This is a genomic window from Bacteroides xylanisolvens, assembly GCF_018289135.1.
Lineage (GTDB): Bacteria > Bacteroidota > Bacteroidia > Bacteroidales > Bacteroidaceae > Bacteroides > Bacteroides xylanisolvens.
In genome coordinates, this window is sequence record NZ_CP072216.1 from 4,946,445 (window position 1) to 4,967,093 (window position 20,649).

Annotated in this window: 15 protein-coding genes; 4 read left to right on the forward strand and 11 right to left on the reverse strand. The window is 42.1% G+C overall.

The features are described 5' to 3' along the window. Window positions 1-120: 120 nt before the first annotated feature. Window positions 121-1,131: a LacI family DNA-binding transcriptional regulator gene (locus INE92_RS20560; protein ID WP_004310382.1), complete on the reverse strand. Its 1,011-nt coding sequence runs from the start codon at window positions 1,129-1,131 to the stop codon at window positions 121-123. Window positions 1,132-1,318: 187 nt separating this feature from the next. On the opposite strand from INE92_RS20560, the gene INE92_RS20565 reads away from it, so the two are divergent. Continuing rightward, the gene (locus INE92_RS20565; RefSeq protein WP_015532093.1) at window positions 1,319-1,960 is read left to right on the forward strand and encodes a carbohydrate-binding family 9-like protein; all 642 of its coding nucleotides are present in this window, start codon (window positions 1,319-1,321) and stop codon (window positions 1,958-1,960) included. A gap of 85 nt (window positions 1,961-2,045) precedes the next feature. On the opposite strand, the gene lpxA is transcribed toward INE92_RS20565, so the two are convergent. The 7 genes from lpxA to INE92_RS20600 form a co-directional block, all read right to left on the reverse strand. Then, window positions 2,046-2,816, reverse strand: coding sequence for an acyl-ACP--UDP-N-acetylglucosamine O-acyltransferase (lpxA, locus tag INE92_RS20570; RefSeq protein ID WP_008641754.1), 771 nt, complete (start codon window positions 2,814-2,816; stop codon window positions 2,046-2,048). A gap of 18 nt (window positions 2,817-2,834) precedes the next feature. Then, window positions 2,835-4,226, reverse strand: coding sequence for a TolC family protein (locus INE92_RS20575; protein WP_004307480.1), 1,392 nt, complete (start codon window positions 4,224-4,226; stop codon window positions 2,835-2,837). A gap of 11 nt (window positions 4,227-4,237) precedes the next feature. Next, entirely contained in the window at window positions 4,238-7,669 is a 3,432-nt protein-coding gene (locus INE92_RS20580) for an efflux RND transporter permease subunit (RefSeq protein WP_004307479.1), read from the reverse strand. Window positions 7,670-7,684: 15 nt separating this feature from the next. Then, window positions 7,685-8,860 carry an efflux RND transporter periplasmic adaptor subunit gene (locus INE92_RS20585; RefSeq protein ID WP_032841908.1) on the reverse strand — a complete coding sequence of 392 codons (1,176 nt, stop codon included), beginning with the start codon at window positions 8,858-8,860 and terminating at the stop codon, window positions 7,685-7,687. 184 nt (window positions 8,861-9,044) lie between these two features. Continuing rightward, on the reverse strand, window positions 9,045-12,152 hold the full coding sequence (gene lacZ, locus INE92_RS20590; RefSeq protein WP_008641755.1) for a beta-galactosidase, LacZ type: 3,108 nt from the start codon (window positions 12,150-12,152) through the stop codon (window positions 9,045-9,047). Between the two features lie 283 nt (window positions 12,153-12,435). Continuing rightward, window positions 12,436-12,912: an HU family DNA-binding protein gene (locus tag INE92_RS20595; RefSeq protein ID WP_004298336.1), complete on the reverse strand. Its 477-nt coding sequence runs from the start codon at window positions 12,910-12,912 to the stop codon at window positions 12,436-12,438. Window positions 12,913-13,245: 333 nt separating this feature from the next. Next, the gene (locus tag INE92_RS20600) at window positions 13,246-13,590 is read right to left on the reverse strand and encodes a hypothetical protein (protein ID WP_004307475.1); all 345 of its coding nucleotides are present in this window, start codon (window positions 13,588-13,590) and stop codon (window positions 13,246-13,248) included. 357 nt (window positions 13,591-13,947) lie between these two features. On the opposite strand from INE92_RS20600, the gene INE92_RS20605 reads away from it, so the two are divergent. Beyond that, entirely contained in the window at window positions 13,948-15,000 is a 1,053-nt protein-coding gene (locus INE92_RS20605) for an IS110 family RNA-guided transposase (protein WP_211421244.1), read from the forward strand. A gap of 31 nt (window positions 15,001-15,031) precedes the next feature. On the opposite strand, the gene INE92_RS20610 is transcribed toward INE92_RS20605, so the two are convergent. The 3 genes from INE92_RS20610 to INE92_RS20620 form a co-directional block, all read right to left on the reverse strand. Next, window positions 15,032-15,967, reverse strand: a complete 936-nt coding sequence (locus tag INE92_RS20610; RefSeq protein ID WP_008025715.1) for an ISAon1 family transposase — start codon at window positions 15,965-15,967, stop codon at window positions 15,032-15,034. 40 nt (window positions 15,968-16,007) lie between these two features. After that, window positions 16,008-16,379, reverse strand: coding sequence for an ISAon1 family transposase N-terminal region protein (locus INE92_RS20615; protein ID WP_008640050.1), 372 nt, complete (start codon window positions 16,377-16,379; stop codon window positions 16,008-16,010). 552 nt (window positions 16,380-16,931) lie between these two features. After that, window positions 16,932-17,543, reverse strand: a complete 612-nt coding sequence (locus INE92_RS20620; RefSeq protein ID WP_004324286.1) for an HU family DNA-binding protein — start codon at window positions 17,541-17,543, stop codon at window positions 16,932-16,934. A gap of 337 nt (window positions 17,544-17,880) precedes the next feature. Between INE92_RS20620 and INE92_RS20625 the strand changes: the two genes are divergently transcribed. Both INE92_RS20625 and INE92_RS20630 read left to right on the forward strand, forming a co-directional pair. Further along, window positions 17,881-19,797: an Ig-like domain-containing protein gene (locus INE92_RS20625; protein ID WP_004298332.1), complete on the forward strand. Its 1,917-nt coding sequence runs from the start codon at window positions 17,881-17,883 to the stop codon at window positions 19,795-19,797. Then, window positions 19,742-20,617, forward strand: a complete 876-nt coding sequence (locus INE92_RS20630) for a DUF3108 domain-containing protein (RefSeq protein ID WP_008641759.1) — start codon at window positions 19,742-19,744, stop codon at window positions 20,615-20,617. Before INE92_RS20625 ends, INE92_RS20630 begins: the two co-directional genes overlap by 56 nt. Window positions 20,618-20,649 lie beyond the last annotated feature (32 nt).

Sequence of the window (20,649 nt, forward strand, 5' to 3'; positions counted from 1 at the left end):
TGTATCTTTATGTTAATAATTAGAGGGCTATTTTCTTTATTGTTACATTTGTTAATTTGATATCATTATTTATTTTCACTAAACCGGTTAAGTGATTGAAGAAAAAATGTAAAATCATGACTAGGGTAATGAACATGGCAGGACAAGTGTTTCTACTTCTTTTTTTTCGGTCGAATTTTCCAAGCGATATTTGATATCGCCAAGTAGAATCCTTACGGCATTCTTACCGATCTCTTCTATTGGCATTCTTGCGATGTTCATATTAGGTGCTAAGACACGGAATGCTGATACTCCATGAATACAAGCCAATTCATATCCTTTATTTATATTGATTCCTTTTTCATAAAAGTAACGGAATGCTTCCAGAGCCAAAATATGGGTTGTGAAGAAGAACCCATCTACATCAGGTACTTTGCTGAATATTTGATCAAGAGTCTTGAAAACATTCTTCTCATAATCAACAAAGGTCACCTCTCCATATAGATCAGGATCAACGGGTAGGTTGGCTTCAATTAAAGCTCTTGCATACCCTTCTCGTCTCATATTCATTGTGCGGAGATGAGGATTCGTGGTAATAATAGCTATTTTAGATGAACCGTTATCGATCATTTTCTTTACTAACTCGTAGCTACTGCCTTCATTGTCAATAATGATGTAGTTTGTCTGCATCTCAGGAAAGTAGCGGTCAAATAAGACTAATGGATAGCCTTCTTTGACTAGATTCTGTATTTCAATTTTAGAAACTTTTGTGGGGGCTACTATAATTCCATCCACCTGTTTCGCTTTGAATAACCGGATCATTCTGTTTTCTCTTTCTATTTCAGATTCAGAGCTACAAATCATTAATGAATAGCCTTGTGTTTCCGCTTCCTTTTCTATAGAACGGGCAACTTTGGAGTAAAAAGAGTCTGTAATATCCGGTATGATTAATCCGATTGTACCTGATATACCCGTATTTAGGCTTCTGGCTAATAAATTAGGCTGGTAATTCAACTGTTTGGCGCATTGAAAGACTTTTTCTTGTGTAGCAAGACTAATACCTTTTTCATCCCCCTTACCAGAAAGTACCCAAGAGATTGTTGTCTTGGATAATTTTAAGGTTTCTGCTATGTCTTTAAGGGATGTTTTCATAAACAGTATCTATTTAATCGGTTAAGTGATGGCAAATATATGAAAAAATATCTCATTATATAATAGTTGAGTAATATTTAACTAAATATTATTTTTTGATATAATAATTTGCAATTTAAAAATAACATAGAAATAAGGTGTAAACCAAAGAAAGTAACTATATTTGTATCATTCAAACGAAAGATATATGAAAGTAAAGAAAATTAGTGCGGCTAATGTGGAGGCTTGTTCGCTTCCTAAACTATTCGATGAAGAAAAAATAGATTTTCAGCCGATTCAGTGTGTCAATTGGGCTGAATATCCTTACAAACCTAAAGTGAATTTTCGAATTGCTCACACACAGAACTTGATTTTACTACATTTTAAAGTGAAAGAGGAGAGTGTACGTGCCAAGTATGGAGAAGATAACGGTTCTGTATGGACTGACTCCTGCGTGGAATTCTTTTCTATACCTGCAGGCGACGGGATCTATTATAATATAGAATGCAATTGCATCGGAACTATTCTGGTGGGTGCCGGACCTGTGCGTAACAACCGCGAACATGCACCGAAAGAGGTGACTGCTCTTGTACAACGCTGGTCTAGTTTGGGTAATCAGCCTTTTGCTGAACGCATCGGTGAAACGGACTGGGAAGTGGCTCTTATCATTCCGTATTCTGTGTTCTTTAAGCACCAGATTGATTCGCTCGATGGAAAGGAGATAAAAGCTAATTTCTATAAGTGTGGCGATGAATTGCAAACCCCTCATTTCCTTTCATGGAATCCGATACAGATTGAACAGCCGGATTTCCACCGCCCCGATTTCTTCGGAACATTGGAGTTTGAATAATGAATTGAATCTCTGAATTTGAAGATAAAAAAAGAAGGTTGATACTTGAAAAAGTATCAACCTTCTTTATATGAAGTCACTTTGTTTATTTCACAATGCCTCTTTCCGAGTTCTTCACGAAATTTACAATATTCTCAATCTCCTCACTCATAGGAACCTGATCGATAATCTTCTGTACAGCATCCTGAACGCTAAAATTACCCTGATAAATCAAACGGTATGCGTTGGCGATGTGACGGAGGACTCTTTCCGATGTATTGCGATGTTGCGAGAGAACCACAGCGTTTACACCGTGATATGCCACCGGATTTCCTGACATGATAACGTATGGAGGTACATCCTTAGATATACGGCATCCACTTTGTACCAGTGTCCAGCTACCTATATGACAGTATTGGTGTAGGGTAACATTGCCACTTAGAATAGCGCAGTCATCCAGCATACACTCTCCTGCAATGGTAGTACCTATACCTACTACACAATTATTGCTGATTTGTACATCATGGCAAAGATGCACCTTATCCATCAGGTAGTTTCCATTTCCGATTTTGGTAGCATTGCCGGCAAATGTAGCGCGGCTGATTACCACATTCTCACGAATATCGTTGTTATCTCCGATAATCAGGTTACTTTCTTCTCCTGTGTAGTGGAAATCTTGCGGTTCCGCTCCGAGGACGGCATTCTGATGTACCTTATTTCCTTTTCCCATTTTAGTACCTTGCAAGATACTAGCGTAGGACATGATGACGCAGTCATCTCCGATCTCTACATTCTTTTCAATGTAGGCAAAAGGCAGAACAGTTACATTCTTGCCCAGCTTTGCTTCGGGATCTACGTAAGCTAACGGACTAATCATAATAGTATATGTTTAAAGTTATTCTTCTCTTCCACCACCCAGTGCCTGGTAAAGGCTTACTACTGCCTGCATTCGATCAAAGCAATCAGAAACCTGAGAGATTTGTGCGCTCAGGTAAGACTGTTGTGCAGACAATACTTCCAGGTAGGTTGAGGTCCCTAAGTTAAACAATTCTTTTGTATCTTCCGAAGCTTTTTTAGCAGATTCTACCTGCATTTGGCGAGATTCTACCTTTTCACTGGTCTTTTGGTATAAACTTAGCGCATTGCTAACCTCACTACCAGCATTCAATAAGGCTTGTTGGAAAGATAATTTCGCTTGTTCTTCCTGCGCTTTAGCAGCTTTCAGGCGAGCGATGTTCTGTCCGCGGTAGAACAATGGCTGTGTCAGTGAACCGACAACAGAGGCCAACAATTTGCCGGGATTAACGATTCCAGCTCCTGAATTATTTGTCCATCCTGCTGAACCGCTAAGTGTGATTTGCGGATAGAAAGCGGCACGAGCCGAGTTGGTATTATAATAGCAACTAGCCAATGACATTTCGGCTGCTTTTACGTCCGGACGATTGGATAATAGCTGAATAGGCACACCGGCGGAAAGTTCGGTTGGAAGTACTTGTGCTTCCAATTCACCACGCTTGATGGCATGGGGAGCCTCTCCCAAAAGAGTAGACAGTGCATTTTCCGTTTCGCGGATACTCTGCTCGATATCAGGAATACTGGCAAGTACCTGTGCGTAAGCGGCTTTACTTTGTTCTACACCAGCTGAATTGATGCTATACATGGCCGCATCTTTCATGGCTTCCATCGTTTCTGCATTCTTTTTCAGAATTTCTGCTGTAGCCTTGGTTATTTCCAACTGGCGGTCCAACATCATTAATGTATAATACATATTGGCGACGTTAGAGATAACCTGTGTCTGTACTGCCTGGCGGTAAGCCTTAGTTTGCTTCAGAGTAACCTGGGCACTCCGTTTAGCATTCAGTAGCTGACCAAACAAATCAATTTGCCAACTAGCTGTGACAGGTAATGAATAAGTTTTTGTAGCTGCGTTCTTGTCGAAGCTGCTAATCGTTCCTTGCGGAGACAATCCCAGTGACGGAGCATAAGCCAAACGTGCCGACATCAGGGATGCTTCTGCCGCTTTCACATTCTGTGCAGCAGACAAGAGGTCCGTATTTTGTTTCAGTCCTGCTTCGATGAGTGACTGGAGTTGCGGGTCGGTGAAGACTTCTCTCCACGGCAGATTTCCGAAGTTAGCTGTATCCGAAGCCAGTGTATCATTATCCGCTACCGGATCGCGATACAGGCCGGAAGTAGTGATATCTTCGGGTCTGTCATACGACTTATAGATGTGGCAGCTGCTCAAGAGAGCAGTTGCGCACAACATATATAGAATCTGTTTCTTCATATCGAATTTCATTATTTAGCGTATTGTTCAATCTCTGTTACGGCATCTGCATTGTCAATATCTTCCCATTCCATCGGTTTAACTTTCTCTTGCAGATACTGGAAGATAACAAACAAGGCAGGAACGATGAAAATTTGGCAAATCATACCGATTAACATACCACCGATAGAGGCAGTACCTAGTGTACGGTTACCGTGGGCACCTACACCGAAGGCAAACATCAACGGAAGCAAACCGACTACCATCGCCAATGATGTCATCAGAATCGGGCGGAGACGAGCACCGGCACCCAATACAGCTGCCCAAGTGATACTCATACCCATCTTGCGACGATCTAGGGCGAACTCTACGATCAAGATGGCATTCTTCGCCAACAGACCCATCAACATGATTAACGCGATCTGCATATAGATATTGTTTGACATCGTACCCAGAATCATCTTCAATGCCGAAATATTACCGATAGCACTTACACCATTCACAAACAGGAAACTGCCTAACAGACCGAACGGAATGGATAATAATACGGCCAATGGAAGAATGTAACTTTCGTACTGTGCACTCAACAATAAGTAAACGAATACAAAACAGAGTACAAAAATCAGTCCGGTAGCACTTCCGCTACTTTGAGCCTCTTCACGCGCCATACCTCCTAGTTCATACGTATAACCGGTAGGCAGGTTTTCTTGAGCAACTTCGGCAAGAGCCGTCAATGCCTGACCGGATGTATAACCACTTGCCGGAGCTACCATTACTTTCATAGAGGTATAAAGGTTGAAACGACTAATAATATCCGGACCATATACTTTCTCCACAGAAATGAACTGGGCAATCGGGGCCATCTCGCCTGCACTATTACGCACCTTGATATTTTTTAAAGATTCCAGGTTTTTGCGTGATAACGGATCTGACTGAATCATAACACGATACATCTTACCGAAACGATTGAAGTTGGATGCGTACAAACCTCCGTAATATCCTTGCATAGTAGTGAGGATATCGCTCGGGCTGATGCCAGCTTTTTTACAAGCTGCCGCATCAATGTCAATCATGTATTGCGGGAAATTCGGGTTGAAGGAAGTCTTTGCTGAATTAATTTCCGGACGTGCTTCCAATGCTGCCGTATAATCATTAACCACATCGAAGAATTTGTTCAGATCACCACCGGTCTTATCCTGCATATTCACTTCAATATCCGTAGATGCCGAGTAACCCGGGATCATAGGAGGAGCGAAGAACAATACTTGTGCTTCTTTGATAATCTTCTGTGCACGCATATATAAGGAGCCGACCACAACGTCAGAATTCTGTATCATGGAACGTTCGTCCCAGTCTTTCAGTTTGATAATGAAAGAACCATAGGAAGGTCCCTGACCACCGATAAAGCTGAATCCGGAAATCATTGTACGTGACAATACCGCAGGATCGGAAGCGATCAGACTGTCTACACGTGCCAAAATCTCTTCGGAACGGTCTTGAGAAGTACCCGGAGGTAATGTTACTGCTCCCATCAGTGTTCCGGTATCTTCATTAGGTACCATACCTGTCGGGGTGGTGTTCATGAAGAATACAAGTATCGCAATGGAAGCGACAACTAATCCCATAGACAACCATTTCTTCTGGATAAAGAACAGTACTCGTTTCTTATAACGTTTCAGGATTGATTCGTATGTATCGTTGAATCTGTTTTTAAACTTCTTCGTACTCATTCCGATCAGTGCCAGAATACTAAGCACTACGAAAATAGCAGTAACTATCGGATTGATACTGAACAAACCAAAGATCATGCCGAGAATGGCAATAAGCGTGAAAGTAAGTGTAATTCCCGGATGCAACATCTTTCCGATAGCCTCGGTATATCTGTTGATCATGGTTGTATGGGCTGCCGTATAGGCTACTTTCATGCGTTCTTTCAATGTGGAGTCTTCCGTTGTTCCGTCTTCTTTTTTGTGAGGTTTCAGAAGAACGGCACACAAAGCCGGACTCAAAGTCAACGCGTTCAATGCGGACAGACCGATAGCGATAGCCATAGTCATACCGAACTGACGATAGAATGTTCCTGCTGTACCTCCCATGAAACTTACCGGAACGAATACAGCCATCATGACCAACGTAATAGATACGATAGCACCACCCAATTCATTCATGGCATCGATAGAAGCCAGACGGGCAGATGTATAACCTTGGTCAAGCTTGGCATGCACACCCTCGACGACCACAATCGCATCGTCGACCACAATCGCAATAGCAAGCACGAGCGCACATAACGTCAACAAGTTCAAACTGAATCCTACCAGGGACAGGATGAAGAAAGTACCGATCAGAGCTACCGGAATGGCGATAGTCGGAATCAATGTCGAACGTAAATCCTGCAAGAAGATATACACTACGATAAACACCAGGATAAATGCTTCGATCAACGTCTTCAATACTTCATGGATAGAAGCGAAGAGGAAGTCGTTGGCATTCATGGAGATGTTCAGTTTCAATCCGGTAGGTAACGTTTTTGATGCTTCATCCAACAATGCTTCAATATCACTGATGGTCTGTGTCGCATTGGTTCCTGCCATCTGGTATACGATACAAGTCACAGATTTGTGACCGTCTACCCGGTTGGTAAAGTTATATCCCAAACGGTCCAGCTGAATTTCTGCTATATCTTTCAGACGGAGTACTTCACCGTCAGGAAGAGATTTGATAACGATATTTTCAAACTCTTCAGGCTGTTGCAAACGTCCTTTATAGCGGATAGTATATTGGAAAGTTTGGTTACTTCGTTCACCGAACTGTCCTGGAGCTGCTTCGACATTTTGTTCTGCCAGAGCAGTGGAAACATCACTAGGTACGAGCTTGTATTGTGCCATGACGTCCGGTCGTAACCAGATACGCATAGAATAATCCTGACCCAAAACGTTAGCATCACCTACACCTTGAACACGTTGTACTTGTGGGATTAGGTTGATTTTAGCATAGTTTTCAATAAATGATTCGCTATATGTATCTGTCTCGTCATATAGAGAGAATACTACCAGCATGGAAGTCTGGCGTTTTTGGGTGGTTACACCGACTTTAGTTACTTCGGCAGGCAACAGACCTTGTGCCATAGAGACACGGTTTTGTACATTGACAGCGGCCATGTCCGGGTCTGTTCCTTGTTTAAAATATATGGATATCTCACCGGAACCTGTGTTTGACGCAGTTGAGGTCATATACATCATGTTTTCTACACCGTTGATCTGTTCCTCCAATGGAGCAATCACGGAATTCAATACGGTCGATGCACTGGCTCCCGTATAGGTGGCTCTTACCGAAACAGTAGGAGGCGCGATGTCCGGATACTGCGTGATAGGCAGTGTCGCCAATCCGATAGCCCCCAGGATGACTATCAGGATAGAAATAACGGTTGATAGTACCGGACGGTTAATAAATCTATCTAATTTCATATGATTATCTGATTATTAGTTGAAGGCTGTGGCTAAATTACCGTCGCGTTGGTCTTTCAAATGTTGTTGATAGTTTGCTTCTTTCTGCGCTGGTGTGATAGGTTGAACCTTCTGGCCATCTTTCAGGTTTTGTACTCCTTCGATTACAATTTTATCTCCTGAATTCAAACCGGAAGTAACCAAGTACTCTTTCCCGTTATCCAGATTAAAGATTTTGATTTCTGTATATTTCACTGTGTTGTCCGGTTGCAGAACATAAACGAACTTCTTATCCTGGATCTCTACTGTTGCAGACTGCGGTATAGTGATTACATTCTCCATGGTATAAGGAATCAGAGCGTTTGCCGTGCCTCCACTACGCAATACATGTTCCTTATTCGGGAAGATAGCACGAATGCTTACCGAACCGGTAGATTGGTCGATAACGCCTGTGATAGCGTCTACTTTTCCATCTACATCGTATGTGGAACCGTCGATTAGTTGCAGTTTGATAGTCGGTATCTTGCTGATTTCTTCTTTGATTGTGCTACCGGACTTGGTCATTGCCAGCAATTCCTTTTCTGTCATTGAGAAGTATACGTATACTTCGTCAATTTCGGATACGGTAGTCATCGGTGTAGCGATAGAAGGGCTTACTAGTGCCCCTATACGATAAGGAATATCGTTGATAACACCATCTGACGGGCTTTTAACTTGTGTGAATGACAAGTTCTGTTGAGCAGTGGTCAGTTGTGCTTTTGCCTGTGCCAACTGTGCTTTGGTTTGTGCCAGAGAGTTTTCTGCCATTGCCAGGTCATAGTCACTGATAATTTGCTTCTTGTTCAACTCTTTCTTATTGTCATACGTCATTTGTTGAGTGCTCACTGCTGCTTCGGCTGTAGCAACTGCTGCTTTGGCAGTGCGTACGGCTGCTTCATATTGAGTCGGGTCAACAATGAACAACACTTGTCCCTTACGTACAGTTGCTCCTTCGTCTACACACAGTTTCGTGATGAAGCCCGATACTTGGGGGCGGATTTCTACATCTTGTTTACCTTTGATTGTAGCCGGATAAGCGGTTGTTAAATTGGCAGTTGTTTTTTGTAACTCTTGTACTGCATATTCAGGAGCCTTTCCTGTGTCATTGCCCTTATTGCCACAACTAGACAAGAGGGCTACGCAAAATGCAAATAAAACAATTCTACTTTTCATACTTAATAAATATCTGTTTTTTAATTTAATGCGTTTGTTGCCAGTGTGCTGTTCGTCCATATAGATTAAGGGGGTTAAGGAAGAAAAAGCCGGAAACTAATTCGGTTAAATTAGTTTCCGGCTGCAAAAGTACTTTAAATTCGGTATTCTTGTTCTCTGATACCGTGTTTTTTAACTATGTTTTTTACTTTATTTTATGATATACAGGAGTCATAATAAAACTTAACTCATAATCTTGGTAAGGAAGACGGTATTTTTCCAGTGGGATGGCTCCCCAACTGTTCACACAAGCAAGTCCCGCTTGTGCCTTATCGATACAGAAATTGGTGAAGTCTGCCTTTTCTACTTCCGGTGAGTGACGTTGATCTTTACCGTCACCGTCATCCAATGACTCGATGGTATAATTCAGGGCAGAAGCAGAGAAAGGAGCATCCGATATGAATTGCAATCCGTTACCACTAATGTTCAGAAGTCTCCACCAGCGGATATCCGTTTTGGTTCCGGTTTCCTGCGGGCGGATGTAAGGATAGAATTGTTCTTCCACCGTCTGGCGGTATTTGCCTAACATGGCTCCGTGGTTACGGTCAGCATAGTTCTCTCCCGGACCACGACCGTAGTACTCTACCTCGTTGAAGTTGACAGGCATCCGCATTTGCATACCGAAGCGGAACATGTCAGAAACTTTCTTGCTCTTGTCTGCCGCCATCTTTTGGGTAACTTTCACTGCTCCCTTGTTGTTAATGGTGTAAGTCAGCGATAATGTTCCGCCAATCGACTTCATGTCATATTCTGCACGAACCACTGCCTGATCGTTTTCAATAGCATGTTTCAGAGAAGTCAGTTTCAGTTCAGGATTCTTCCAGGCAGCGTATTTATGTTGCAGTCCGGCTCCGAAATCATTGTCGGTCGGTGCACGCCAGAAGTTAGGAGTCAGTGCGCTGCCGTCTTCCATCATTTGCATGCCGTTGACGTCGTAGCGACAAAGGTAACCATTGTGCTTATTGAAGTCCATAGAGAAGTTTTCACCTTTCACAATCAGGTAATTGCGGTCGTTGTCCAAAATACTGGGCACGATAACCGGAATGTTGGAAGCCTGTTGATTTTCCAGTTTCAGTTCCGGTGCTTTGTAGTCGCGGATGCTTAACTGGTCGTAAGCGATAGTCGTTCCTGCCGGCAGCAACGTTTCGGCGGCTTTCAGTTTATAGCTCACATTCAGCAACAATTCCTTGCAAGGACAGATATTCTTCACGTCCAACGGAATTTGCACTTTCACAGTTTGCTGGGGTGCAACTTTCAGGTCGGATACAATGCCTGTTTGCACTACTTCCCCGTTTGCCAGTAATTGCCATTCCATATAATATGCAGAGAGGTCGCGGAAGAAATATTCGTTGAAGATATTGATCTCACCTTTGGCAAGATCTGCAGGAGTAGTCCATATATCCTGATAGAAATAAGCCACTTCGTATGCATGCGGATTAGGCACGCGGTCGGGGCTGATTAAACCGTTGTCGTTGAAATTGTTGTCCGAAGCGTCGTATTTGTTGAAATCGCCGCCATAACCATAGATATTTACTCCGTCTTTGTTTTTCCAGTGGCAGGATTGATCTACAAAGTCCCAGATAAATCCGCCCTGATATTTCGGATATTTGCGGATGATGTCCCAGTATTCTTTGAATCCTCCCTGTGAATTACCCATTGCGTGCGCGTATTCGCATTGGATTAACGGCTTTTGGATGTCGCCTTCGCTATATTTGATACAAGCGTCGTAGTCATAATACATCGGGCAGAAAATATCGGTGAATTCGCTGGTTCCTGCTTGTTCATACTGTACGGCACGTGTCTTGTCTTCGTTCTTAATCCAAGTGTAGCATTTCTCAAAGTTCGGTCCCATGCCGGCTTCGTTGCCCAGTGACCAGAAGATGATGGACGGATGGTTGTATCCACGTTGTACATTGCGTTGGTTACGCTCCATGTGAGCTTTAGCGTAACTCGGGTTCTTTGCCAGTGTCTGATCGCCGTAACCCATTCCGTGAGATTCTACGTTGGCTTCGGCCACTACATACAGACCATATTGGTCACAAAGGTCATACCAACGGTTGTCGTCCGGATAATGACAAGTACGTACAGCGTTGATATTCAATTCTTTCATCACTTTGATATCCTGCAACATACGTTCGAGAGAAACGACATAACCGCCGTCCGGGTCCATTTCGTGACGGTCGGCTCCTTTGAAGAGCACCGGTTGTCCGTTGACGAGTATCTGTCCGCCTTTCAGCTCAATCTTGCGGAATCCTACTTTAACGGGGATTACTTCTACTACGTTGTTGCCGTTTTTCAGTGTAGCGGTCAGCGTGTAGAGATTAGGCGTTTCGGCAGTCCATTTGGCCGGGTTGGAGATGGATAGGGTAGTGTTTAATTTGCCAGAGCCTTTCAGGTCGGCAGTTGCTACACTGTTACCTTGAGTATCTGTCAAGTCCAAGGCAACTGTGCCGCTTCCTTTCAGATCAACGGCTATGTTCAGCGTACCGTCTTTATATTGGCTATCCAAATCTGGAGTGAGGCGAATATCCTGGATGTATTTCTTGTCACGTGCGTAAAGATAGCAGTCACGTCCTACGCCAGAGTAGCGGAAGAAGTCCTGATCTTCCAGATAACTGCCGTCGCACCAGCGGAATACCTGGAAAGCAATCACGTTTTTACCCGGTTTCAGGTAGTTGGTCAGGTTGAACTCGGCTTCCAGTTTGCTGTCCTCGCTATATCCTACGTAACGTCCGTTCACCCAAAGGTACATGTTGGAAGTTACCGAGCCGAAATGTGCAAAAATCTCTTTGCCTTTCCAGTCAGCAGGAAGGATGATTTCTTTGCGGTAAGAGCCTACGTGGTTGTTTTCTGTCGGCACTAGCGGAGGGTTGTTTTTGAATTGGCTTCTCCAGGCATATCCTACGTTGACATAGATAGGGTCACCGTAGCCGTTCAACTCCCAAACACCGGGAACTTGAAGATCATCCCAACCTTTGTCGTTGAAATTAGTCTGGTAAAAGTCGGTCGGGCGTGCGTCTGCGTGTCTCACCCAGTTGAATTTCCAAAGACCGTTCAGGGTCATGAAATTTGCGGAATTTTCTTTAATGCCGGCTTTAGCTTCATCAGCCGATGCGAAAGCAAAGTAATTAGTGTGCATAGCGGAGCGGTTTGCGGAATTCACTTCCGGATCTTTCCACTCGTTGAAGCTTTGCGCTTGAATTGCTGTCAGTCCCAATGCAGCCAAGCAGCAAGAGAGTAGTTGTTTCTTCATGGGTTTTTTGTATTAGGTTTGAATTTCGGGAGTCAAAGATAGGGAATATTTTATTCAGTGAAGGTCAAAAAATCATTCAATTAAGGCTAGTTTTTAATAAATTAGCTAGAAAATAGAGTATTTTACTTACTCTAATCAGTAAAAACGTGAGATACAGTTTTCCACCGCGGTGGAAAAGGTATCTCACGTTAATAAAAATTGGCTGTTATATTAGTCAGTTCTTATACGCTGTTTATACGTAGACTTGCGTATAACTAATACATATATAGATATGATTCATACGTTATGCTGCAGGATCCGGAGCCTCACCGCTACCGCCTTCGTCCGGATTTTCCGGTTTATTTCCCCCTCCATTTCCGGAAGAGGTGCCGCCGTTTCCTTCCGTCTTGTAAATACTTACATTATCCAGCATATCCTTAAATTTATATCCCGGCGTAAATACAATTTTCACTCGACGAACGGTATCGGCATCTACATCTTTTTCCTCTTTCTGGCTTTTGCAACTCATGCCCGGACGGAAACATCCGAAGTCACCTAATTGCACAGACAATCCTTTGTTGAGGTTCGTGTTCAACGCATCAATCAGTGCGTCAATCACGTGCTTCACTGCGCCTTCGGGAATCATACCGAACATGGATACTTCCTTGCATAAATCTCTGAAATTTACCGTATTGGTAATTACATTCTGTGCTACATACTTTTCAGTCTTTGTTTTGTCAAAGCCGAAAACTCTTTTCTTGACAACATACTTTAATGCCATAGTCTTTCTTCTTTTAATAGTTAGTTAATCTGTTTTATTGTTGTTTTGTGATCACGACGCAAAGATATGGTTTCCGAAATTCATGACCAAGCTGAAAAAGAATTGTGCGTTAATAAATTAGTTAATAAGTAGAATACTGCTGTATTGGGGAATTTTATGTAAAAAAGATTTGGCAGAAAGATAGAAGAAGAGGATGCCGATCAAGATATTGGGGTATCAAGTGTGGGGAAGGCATCCTCTTCGAAGATAGAACGAAAGGACTACTTGCACAAGCAATCTTTTTCGCTTTGTTTTCTATCTTCTATATATATTGGTAAGGGTTATGATTCTGAATTATTCCGTGTCTTCTTTGGTTCGCAGGCTGACTAACTCTGTCCACTTGCTTATACTTAAGTCGAACCCTCCTTTCTCCAGATGTTGGAGGGCGGTTCTAAAATGTCGTATTACTTTTTCTGTATCATTGGTTGTTTTATACTCAAGCTCTCCAAGTGCATATTCAAGACGTGCCATTTGGATGTAATCTAACAAGGTATAGTTTTCGTCAACGGATAAAGTTGAAAGATAGTTTAACAAGTCAAATGCTTTTTCTCGTTCTTCATCTGATAAGTTGGAGATGGGGCGGCGCGCGATAGGGTGCTGCATTACTAAAATAATGTTTTCTTTCAGGTCGTCGTACATATCTTTGTTATGTTTGTCGCATCATTTCCCTGTGGTGCGCGGTTTAAAAAAAGAGAGCTCTAAGTTTGCAGTTAATAGATAAGAGGTCGGAAATTTATTTTAAAAAAGTCAAGCGAGACGAATAATTACCTCCGCATCTTATCAGGAAAATATCAGTCTTATTATCTTTGTTGTATTAAGATAAAGACTGATAGGCGGGAAGAGGACACCATAAAAGAGAAAGCACTTGAGGCTAGCCCACGTAACGGCCTCTCTCCGCCAAGCTGCAAAGCTCCGATAGAATATCAAGGTTGCGAGCCTATTTAGAGTTTAGAGTTCAAACAGCTTTTACCAGTCTTAGAAAAGTACAGCAAAAATATGAAAAAATTATTTATTGGAATTGATTTTTCAAAGGAGAAACTTGACGCGACGATAATTCTCGCATGTGGAATGAACGAAATAGGCTCCCGTGAGTATGGGTGTTTCCCAAATAACACTACGGGCTACCGCAAGTTATGTAATTGGGTTAAAACAAACGCTTGGAATACAATTGCTGAGGAATGGCTATTCTGTGGAGAAGACACAGGTTCATGTAGTATAGGACTGAGCAAATGGCTTTACGGAAAAGGCTATGACATATGGATTGAGAACGCTTACGCCATAAAACATAGCAGTGGTATCCAGCGTGTGAAAAACGATAAGGCGGACTCAGCAATCATTGCTGAATACGCATGGAGGCAACAGGACAAGGTTGTACCCTTTGAACCATTGAATGAATCCCTTGCGCAACTAAGGGAGATTTTCCTCTATAGGCATAAGCTAGTTGGGCAAAGAGTGGCAATGGAATTACGAAAAGAGGACAAATCACAATCAAACAAGTCAAAAGCAATATCCTTCATCAACCGCAAGAGCAAACACCTTATTGCGGAGATAAACAAAACAATTGCCGAATGCGATAAGGCCATTGATAGCATAATAGAGGCGGATGAGGAACTGAAAGAAAATTATGCTATTATAACCTCAATAAAAGGCGTAGCCAGGCAAAACGCAACCTGTATGTTGGTCTACACAAACAACTTCAAAAAATTCGGATATGACCCAAGAAAGATTGCATGCTATTATGGAGTTGCCCCCTTTGGTAAACAATCCGGAACGAGTGTAAATACACCTGCTCATACAAGCCATTTCGCCAATAAACTTATTAAATCATTATTAGGACAAGCAGCTCATATAGCCAAAATATATAATCCCGAAATTAGAGATTACTATCAAAGACTGATTAGTAAGGGAAAGAAGCCTCAAGTGGCTTTAAATAATGTCAAGAACAAACTCATAAGAATCATAGTGGCATTAGTCAGGAAGAAAGTACCATATGATCAAAATACATACAAATATTATGAAGAACGAGAAGTTATAGAGGCTCAGTTGTAATTCTTGGGGGATTAAGTTTAGTCAATTCCCTTCATGCATATACCTTTGCTAGCCTAAAAAGGAAGAAGCTCATATCCACTACTCCTCTAAATGATGCCCTAAATGCTTTGATTTTAGCATTAAATGCTTCCGCTGCTGCATTTGTACTCCTGTTCACAAAGAAGTTCAGAATCCTTTCATAATGATTCTCAATAGAGTTTGCTACTGTTGTGAATGTATCGTATCCATATTCTTCAATCTTATTATACCATAGTGCCAGCTTTGCTCTTGCTACATCCTTGTCATAGTTTGTGGAAAAGATCTTTCCCAACTCCAATGAGTAGTAATATACGTGCTTAATATCTTCAAACTGCTTGAAAAGTAATTCTGCCCTGATTTTCTGACTCTTGGTCCATTTATCAGGTGATTTAAATAATAAATATCTGCTTCTGGCCAATAATTGCCTGAGTGTATCTCCGTTTTCGAGTTCTTCTGCTTTATATACTTCCCCCTTCTCTTTTGCCGCTTTCATAGCTTTATTCTCCTCTTTTATCACTTGCCATCTATATGTAATGCGCAACTCTTGTACAGCTTCGTATACAAGTTTTTGTACATGAAACCTATCAATCACCTGCATGGCACGTGGAAAGCACGTTTTGGCAATCTTTTGCATGCTCCCGGCCATATCCAGTGTAATTTCTTTGACCTGATTACGCAGCTCCTGTGGCATCTTTGTAAGTACCGCAATGATATCATCGGTTTTAGTGCCCTGAATTACAGCTATAATAGAACCTTTCCTACCTCGCTTATCTCTATTTATTAAGATGGTATAAAGATCTCCCTTACTTAAAGCCGTTTCGTCAATACATAGGTGATAACCCATATTCTTTGGATAAAGGATATACTCTTGGGCATGTGCTCTCTGATCCCAATTCTGGAAGTCACTCAGGTGGTCTTTATATTGGCTTTGAAGCTGTTTGCCATCCATACAGTAATGCTCAGCTACACTTTGGCAGCTAACGGCGTGATTATCTAAGTAATTCTTTTAAAAAAGCACCGAACTCAGCGGTTATGCGAGTACCGGTGGCTACCAAACTCCAGTCACGACTATATGTCTGCCCAGTGGATGGATCTTCCCAGCGACGACGCTTGATACGTAAATAAACGGCTTTACCACGGATAGGGAAGTCCTGAACTTCAATCTCAGGGAGGAAACCTTTTGAGTGAAGATGGAGATCAGAGTACTCAGCAGGAATAGTGGCTTTCTCCTCTAAATAAAGAATAAAGCAAGTATCCTGAGAAACATGATTGACTAGGGTAAAGTAATCAAGGATTCCTGAAGGCAAGAACAAGCTTAAAGAAGCAACAGGATCAATCGTTTGGGAAGAGGATGTTTTCATGATGCAAAAATAAGAATTTTAACGCAATCCCCCAAGGTTTCAGACTGAGCCGTTATAGAAAGGAAAAAGAACGAGAAGTTAATTTATTGTTAAACGGAATAAGAGATTAGGATATTAGCATAGAATACGTGGGAAACTACCACTGTATGCGACCATAGGTATCCAGCTAAGACCCTCCAACGACATAAGTGATAGCCCCACGCCCATTTGAGTATATAAACAAATTATATACAGAAGTGTGCGCGAGACCTGGCATCACTTATTGCTATTCGTTGGAAAATTTAGCTGAATTTTATGACCGAGTGCAATAAATAACCGTTCTCTGTAAAAAAAATAAAATGTTCCTCTCTACGTATGAAAGGAAACCGCTACAAAAGTAGCAATAAATATTGATAAAGCAAGTAATCTTGTTTTATAATTTCATAGATAGTTCTGATTTACTAAAAGTCAGTATAAATATGATTAATATAAAAAGAACCCTACACTGAATTATTGTTTTTTTTGTTCAGTTCAGAATTGGAATTCTAGGTAATTCTGCTAGATGATTTTAACTTAACTTTCTGTTTTCTTTGCATAAACCACCTGTTTGCCTGTTCCATAACGGATTAAGAGTCCACGTTCGATAAAAGCATTCAGTTCTTTCAAAGCACGTTTTTTGTCGTGTCCTGTCAATCGGCTATAGTCGGTGCGGGTCAGGCAGGGATATTTGTTCAGATGCTGGTTGATTATTGTCAAACATTCTTCTTCGCTGTGCCCTTTTCTGTGGTGACGAGTCATCGATTCTCCACGTTCCAGTCTCATTTGCTGGCCTACTTCTTTCTTAAACTGGCTACTTACCCGGAAATTGACATTCTTCAGTTCTATGGATTGTGCGTGTACATCTTTTTTCTTCATTACACGAGGTCCCTTCAAAGACACTGAAAAATATCCGATATCTCCCAGTTCCACAATCCATCCGTTGGCAATCAGGTCTCTCAACTCGTTTTGGAAAGACTGCATAGCACCTGCCAGTAAACTGCGACTTATTCCTGTGAATTTGTGTACACGGTCTAGAAATTCTTCCTGATCGACGGTTCCTTTGAATACTACGCGGGGATGAAGCGGTTGTGCGTCGCCTGTTTGTTGAATGTCAGGCGTGTCGTAAAGGTCATATTGTATACTCATATTCGTTTTTATTTAGTGTAGGCACATTGATAAATCCGTTTGCCTATCCGGATTTACTTCACTTGCTACTTTTATTTCGTTCCACTATAGTTTCTCTTTCGTCCCACTATAGTGCTCCGCAAGGGAAACTATAGTGTTCTTTGCGGAACACTATAGTGGAACGAAAAAAGATTAGGCAACAAAGGTAATCTCTTTAGGCAATAAAACTAATTATATTAGCAGGAAAGAAATAAAAACGTCGCAAATATTGTTTATTACCTTAAGTCACCCTTTCCTTTTTTAATAAATTAGCTAGAAAGTGTGGTGTTTATTGAATAAGAACCCTTATTTTTGCAGCATGTTACAATTTGAGAATCAAAAGATAAAGCAAATAGTTCGCAAGGTGCTTCCGGTAGTAACGCTGGGAGCTATGTTATATTCCTGCGCCAGTATTGGACGGCCGGACGGAGGCCCTTATGATGAGACGCCGCCCCGTTTCATCGGTAGTACTCCTGCTGCGGGCGCTCTGAATAATGAAAGGACTAAAATTTCTTTGATGTTTGATGAGTTTATTAAGCTGGAGAAAGCAACCGAAAAAGTCGTTGTTTCTCCTCCCCAGATACAGCAACCGGAAATCAAGGCTTCCGGCAAGAGAATACAAGTCAACCTACTCGACTCTTTGAAGCCTAACACGACCTATACGATTGACTTCTCGGATGCAATTGTCGACAATAATGAAGGTAACCCGCTAGGGAATTTTGCATTTACGTTTTCTACCGGTACGGAAATCGATACGATGGAAGTAGCAGGAACAATGCTCGACGCCTCTAACCTGGAACCTATTAAAGGTATGCTTGTCGGACTACATTCCAACCTGAATGATTCGGCTTTCAACAAATTGCCTTTCGACCGTGTGGCACGTACAGACAGCCGTGGACGTTTCTCCATCCGTGGTGTAGCTCCCGGCAAATATCGCATCTATGGATTGATGGATGCCGACCAAAACTTTACTTTTAATCAGAAGAGCGAGATGATCGCTTTCCATGATTCGTTGATTATCCCCCGCATGGAAGAACGTATCCGCATGGATACTGCTTGGGTGGACTCATTGACCTACGACACGATTGTTGAGAAGAAATATATGCATTATTTGCCGGATGATGTCATCCTCCGTGCCTTTAAAGAGCTTAATTATTCGCAATATCTTATCAAGTCGGAAAGACTGGTTCCTCATAAGTTCACTTTTTATTTTGCCGGTAAGGCGGACACTTTGCCAGTCTTGAAAGGCTTAAACTTCGATGAAAAGGATGCTTTTGTCATCGAAAAGAATCAGCGGAACGATACAATCCATTATTGGGTGAAAGATTCTTTGCTCTTCAAACAGGATACTCTTGCCATGAGTCTGACTTATCTTTATACAGATACTTTAAACCAATTAGTACCCCGTACAGATACGCTGAATCTTGTTTCGAAGCAGAAATATAAGAAAGAGGAGTCGGATAAGGACAAAAAGAAAAAGAAGAAAAAGAAAGGGGAAGAGGATGAACCCGAACCGACGAAATTCTTGCCGGTGAATGTTAGTGCCCCTTCGTCAATGGATGTATATGGATATATTTCTTTGAATTTTGAAGAACCGATAGCCAGCTACGACACTGCCGCCATACATCTGCGGCAAAAGGTGGATACGCTCTGGAAGGATATACCGTTTGAATTTGAGCAGGATTCCGTAAATCTGAAGAAGTTTAATGTGTATTATGATTGGGAACCGACGCTGGAATATGAATTTTCGGTGGATTCGACCGCATTTCATGGTATATACGGATTGTTTACAGACAAAATAAAACAAGGGTTCAAGGTGCGTAGTTTGGAAGAATATGCCAAAATCACGTTTGTGGTGACGGGAGCGGAACCTAATGCTTTCGTTGAACTGTTGGATGCGCAGGATAAAGTGGTACGCCGAAGAAGAGTAGAGGAAGGAGGTTATGCCGACTTTTATTACTTAAATCCCGGTAAGTACTCCGCCCGGTTGATTAACGACCGGAATGGAAACGGTGAATGGGATACCGGCAATTTTGAAAAAGGGGTGCAGCCCGAAGAGGTGTATTATTATAATCAGATTTTAGAGCCGAAAGCCAACTGGGATCTAGAACAAAGTTGGGATATTCATGCAGTTCCGCTGGATAAGCAAAAGCTGGATGAACTTAAAAAACAAAAACCAGATGAAGACAAGAAGAAAAAGGATCGGGAACGAAATAGTCAGAACCGCCGTCGTTAGCGTTCGACGCAATTTTATTATCGGATTAGTGGCCTTACTGATGGGAGCTTTCGCCCTCCCAGCCAGTGCTCAATGTGAAGCGAAGAATGATGCGTTTCAATCCGGCGAACACGTAATGTATGATTTATATTTTAACTGGAAGTTTGTCTGGGTGAAAGCCGGACTTGCCAGTCTGACGACGAATGCTACTACTTATCATTCACAACCTGCCTACCGGATCAATCTGCTTGCTTTGGGCAGTAAACGGGCAGACTTCTTTTTCAAGATGCGCGATACGCTGACTTGTGTGATCGGTGAAAAACTGGAACCGCGCTATTTCCGCAAAGGTGCTGAAGAGGGAAAACGTTACACGGTTGATGAGGCTTGGTTTTCTTATAAGGACGGTCTTTGCCTCGTAAACCAGAAACGTACTTATCGGGATGGAGCGTTTGATGAATCTGAAGCTAGCGATAGCCGTTGTATATACGATATGTTAAGCATCTTGGCGCAGGCACGTTCTTACGACCCTGCAGATTATAAGGTGGGAGACAAAATCAAGTTCCCGATGGCTACGGGCCGTAAAGTGGAAGAGCAAACGCTTATCTACCGTGGAAAAGAAAATGTGAAAGCGGAGAATGGAGTTACTTACCGTTGCCTGATCTTCTCATTGGTAGAATATGATAAGAAAGGAAAAGAAAAGGAGGTGATTACTTTCTTCGTGACGGACGACTTGAACCATCTTCCTGTCCGTCTGGATTTATTCCTGAACTTCGGTTCGGCAAAAGCATTCCTGAATAATGTGACGGGTAACCGGCATCCGCTGACTTCTATCGTTAAATAGATATAGAGAAAAAACGAAGGCATATCAGAAGT

Excerpts from the sequence above, each read along its gene's own strand:
- INE92_RS20595 (WP_004298336.1), bottom strand. The coding sequence starts at position 12,912 with ATGGCATTAAAGTATGTTGTCAAGAAAAGAGTTTTCGGCTTTGACAAA.
- INE92_RS20625 (WP_004298332.1), top strand. The coding sequence starts at position 17,881 with ATGTTACAATTTGAGAATCAAAAGATAAAGCAAATAGTTCGCAAGGTG.
- INE92_RS20610 (WP_008025715.1), bottom strand. The coding sequence starts at position 15,967 with ATGGATGGCAAACAGCTTCAAAGCCAATATAAAGACCACCTGAGTGAC.
- INE92_RS20560 (WP_004310382.1), bottom strand. The coding sequence starts at position 1,131 with ATGAAAACATCCCTTAAAGACATAGCAGAAACCTTAAAATTATCCAAG.
- INE92_RS20575 (WP_004307480.1), bottom strand. The coding sequence starts at position 4,226 with ATGAAGAAACAGATTCTATATATGTTGTGCGCAACTGCTCTCTTGAGC.
- INE92_RS20565 (WP_015532093.1), top strand. The coding sequence starts at position 1,319 with ATGAAAGTAAAGAAAATTAGTGCGGCTAATGTGGAGGCTTGTTCGCTT.
- lacZ (WP_008641755.1), bottom strand. The coding sequence starts at position 12,152 with ATGAAGAAACAACTACTCTCTTGCTGCTTGGCTGCATTGGGACTGACA.
- INE92_RS20585 (WP_032841908.1), bottom strand. The coding sequence starts at position 8,860 with ATGAAAAGTAGAATTGTTTTATTTGCATTTTGCGTAGCCCTCTTGTCT.
- INE92_RS20615 (WP_008640050.1), bottom strand. The coding sequence starts at position 16,379 with ATGAAAACATCCTCTTCCCAAACGATTGATCCTGTTGCTTCTTTAAGC.
- lpxA (WP_008641754.1), bottom strand. The coding sequence starts at position 2,816 with ATGATTAGTCCGTTAGCTTACGTAGATCCCGAAGCAAAGCTGGGCAAG.
- INE92_RS20605 (WP_211421244.1), top strand. The coding sequence starts at position 13,948 with ATGAAAAAATTATTTATTGGAATTGATTTTTCAAAGGAGAAACTTGAC.
- INE92_RS20600 (WP_004307475.1), bottom strand. The coding sequence starts at position 13,590 with ATGTACGACGACCTGAAAGAAAACATTATTTTAGTAATGCAGCACCCT.
- INE92_RS20630 (WP_008641759.1), top strand. The coding sequence starts at position 19,742 with ATGAAGACAAGAAGAAAAAGGATCGGGAACGAAATAGTCAGAACCGCC.
- INE92_RS20620 (WP_004324286.1), bottom strand. The coding sequence starts at position 17,543 with ATGAGTATACAATATGACCTTTACGACACGCCTGACATTCAACAAACA.
- INE92_RS20580 (WP_004307479.1), bottom strand. The coding sequence starts at position 7,669 with ATGAAATTAGATAGATTTATTAACCGTCCGGTACTATCAACCGTTATT.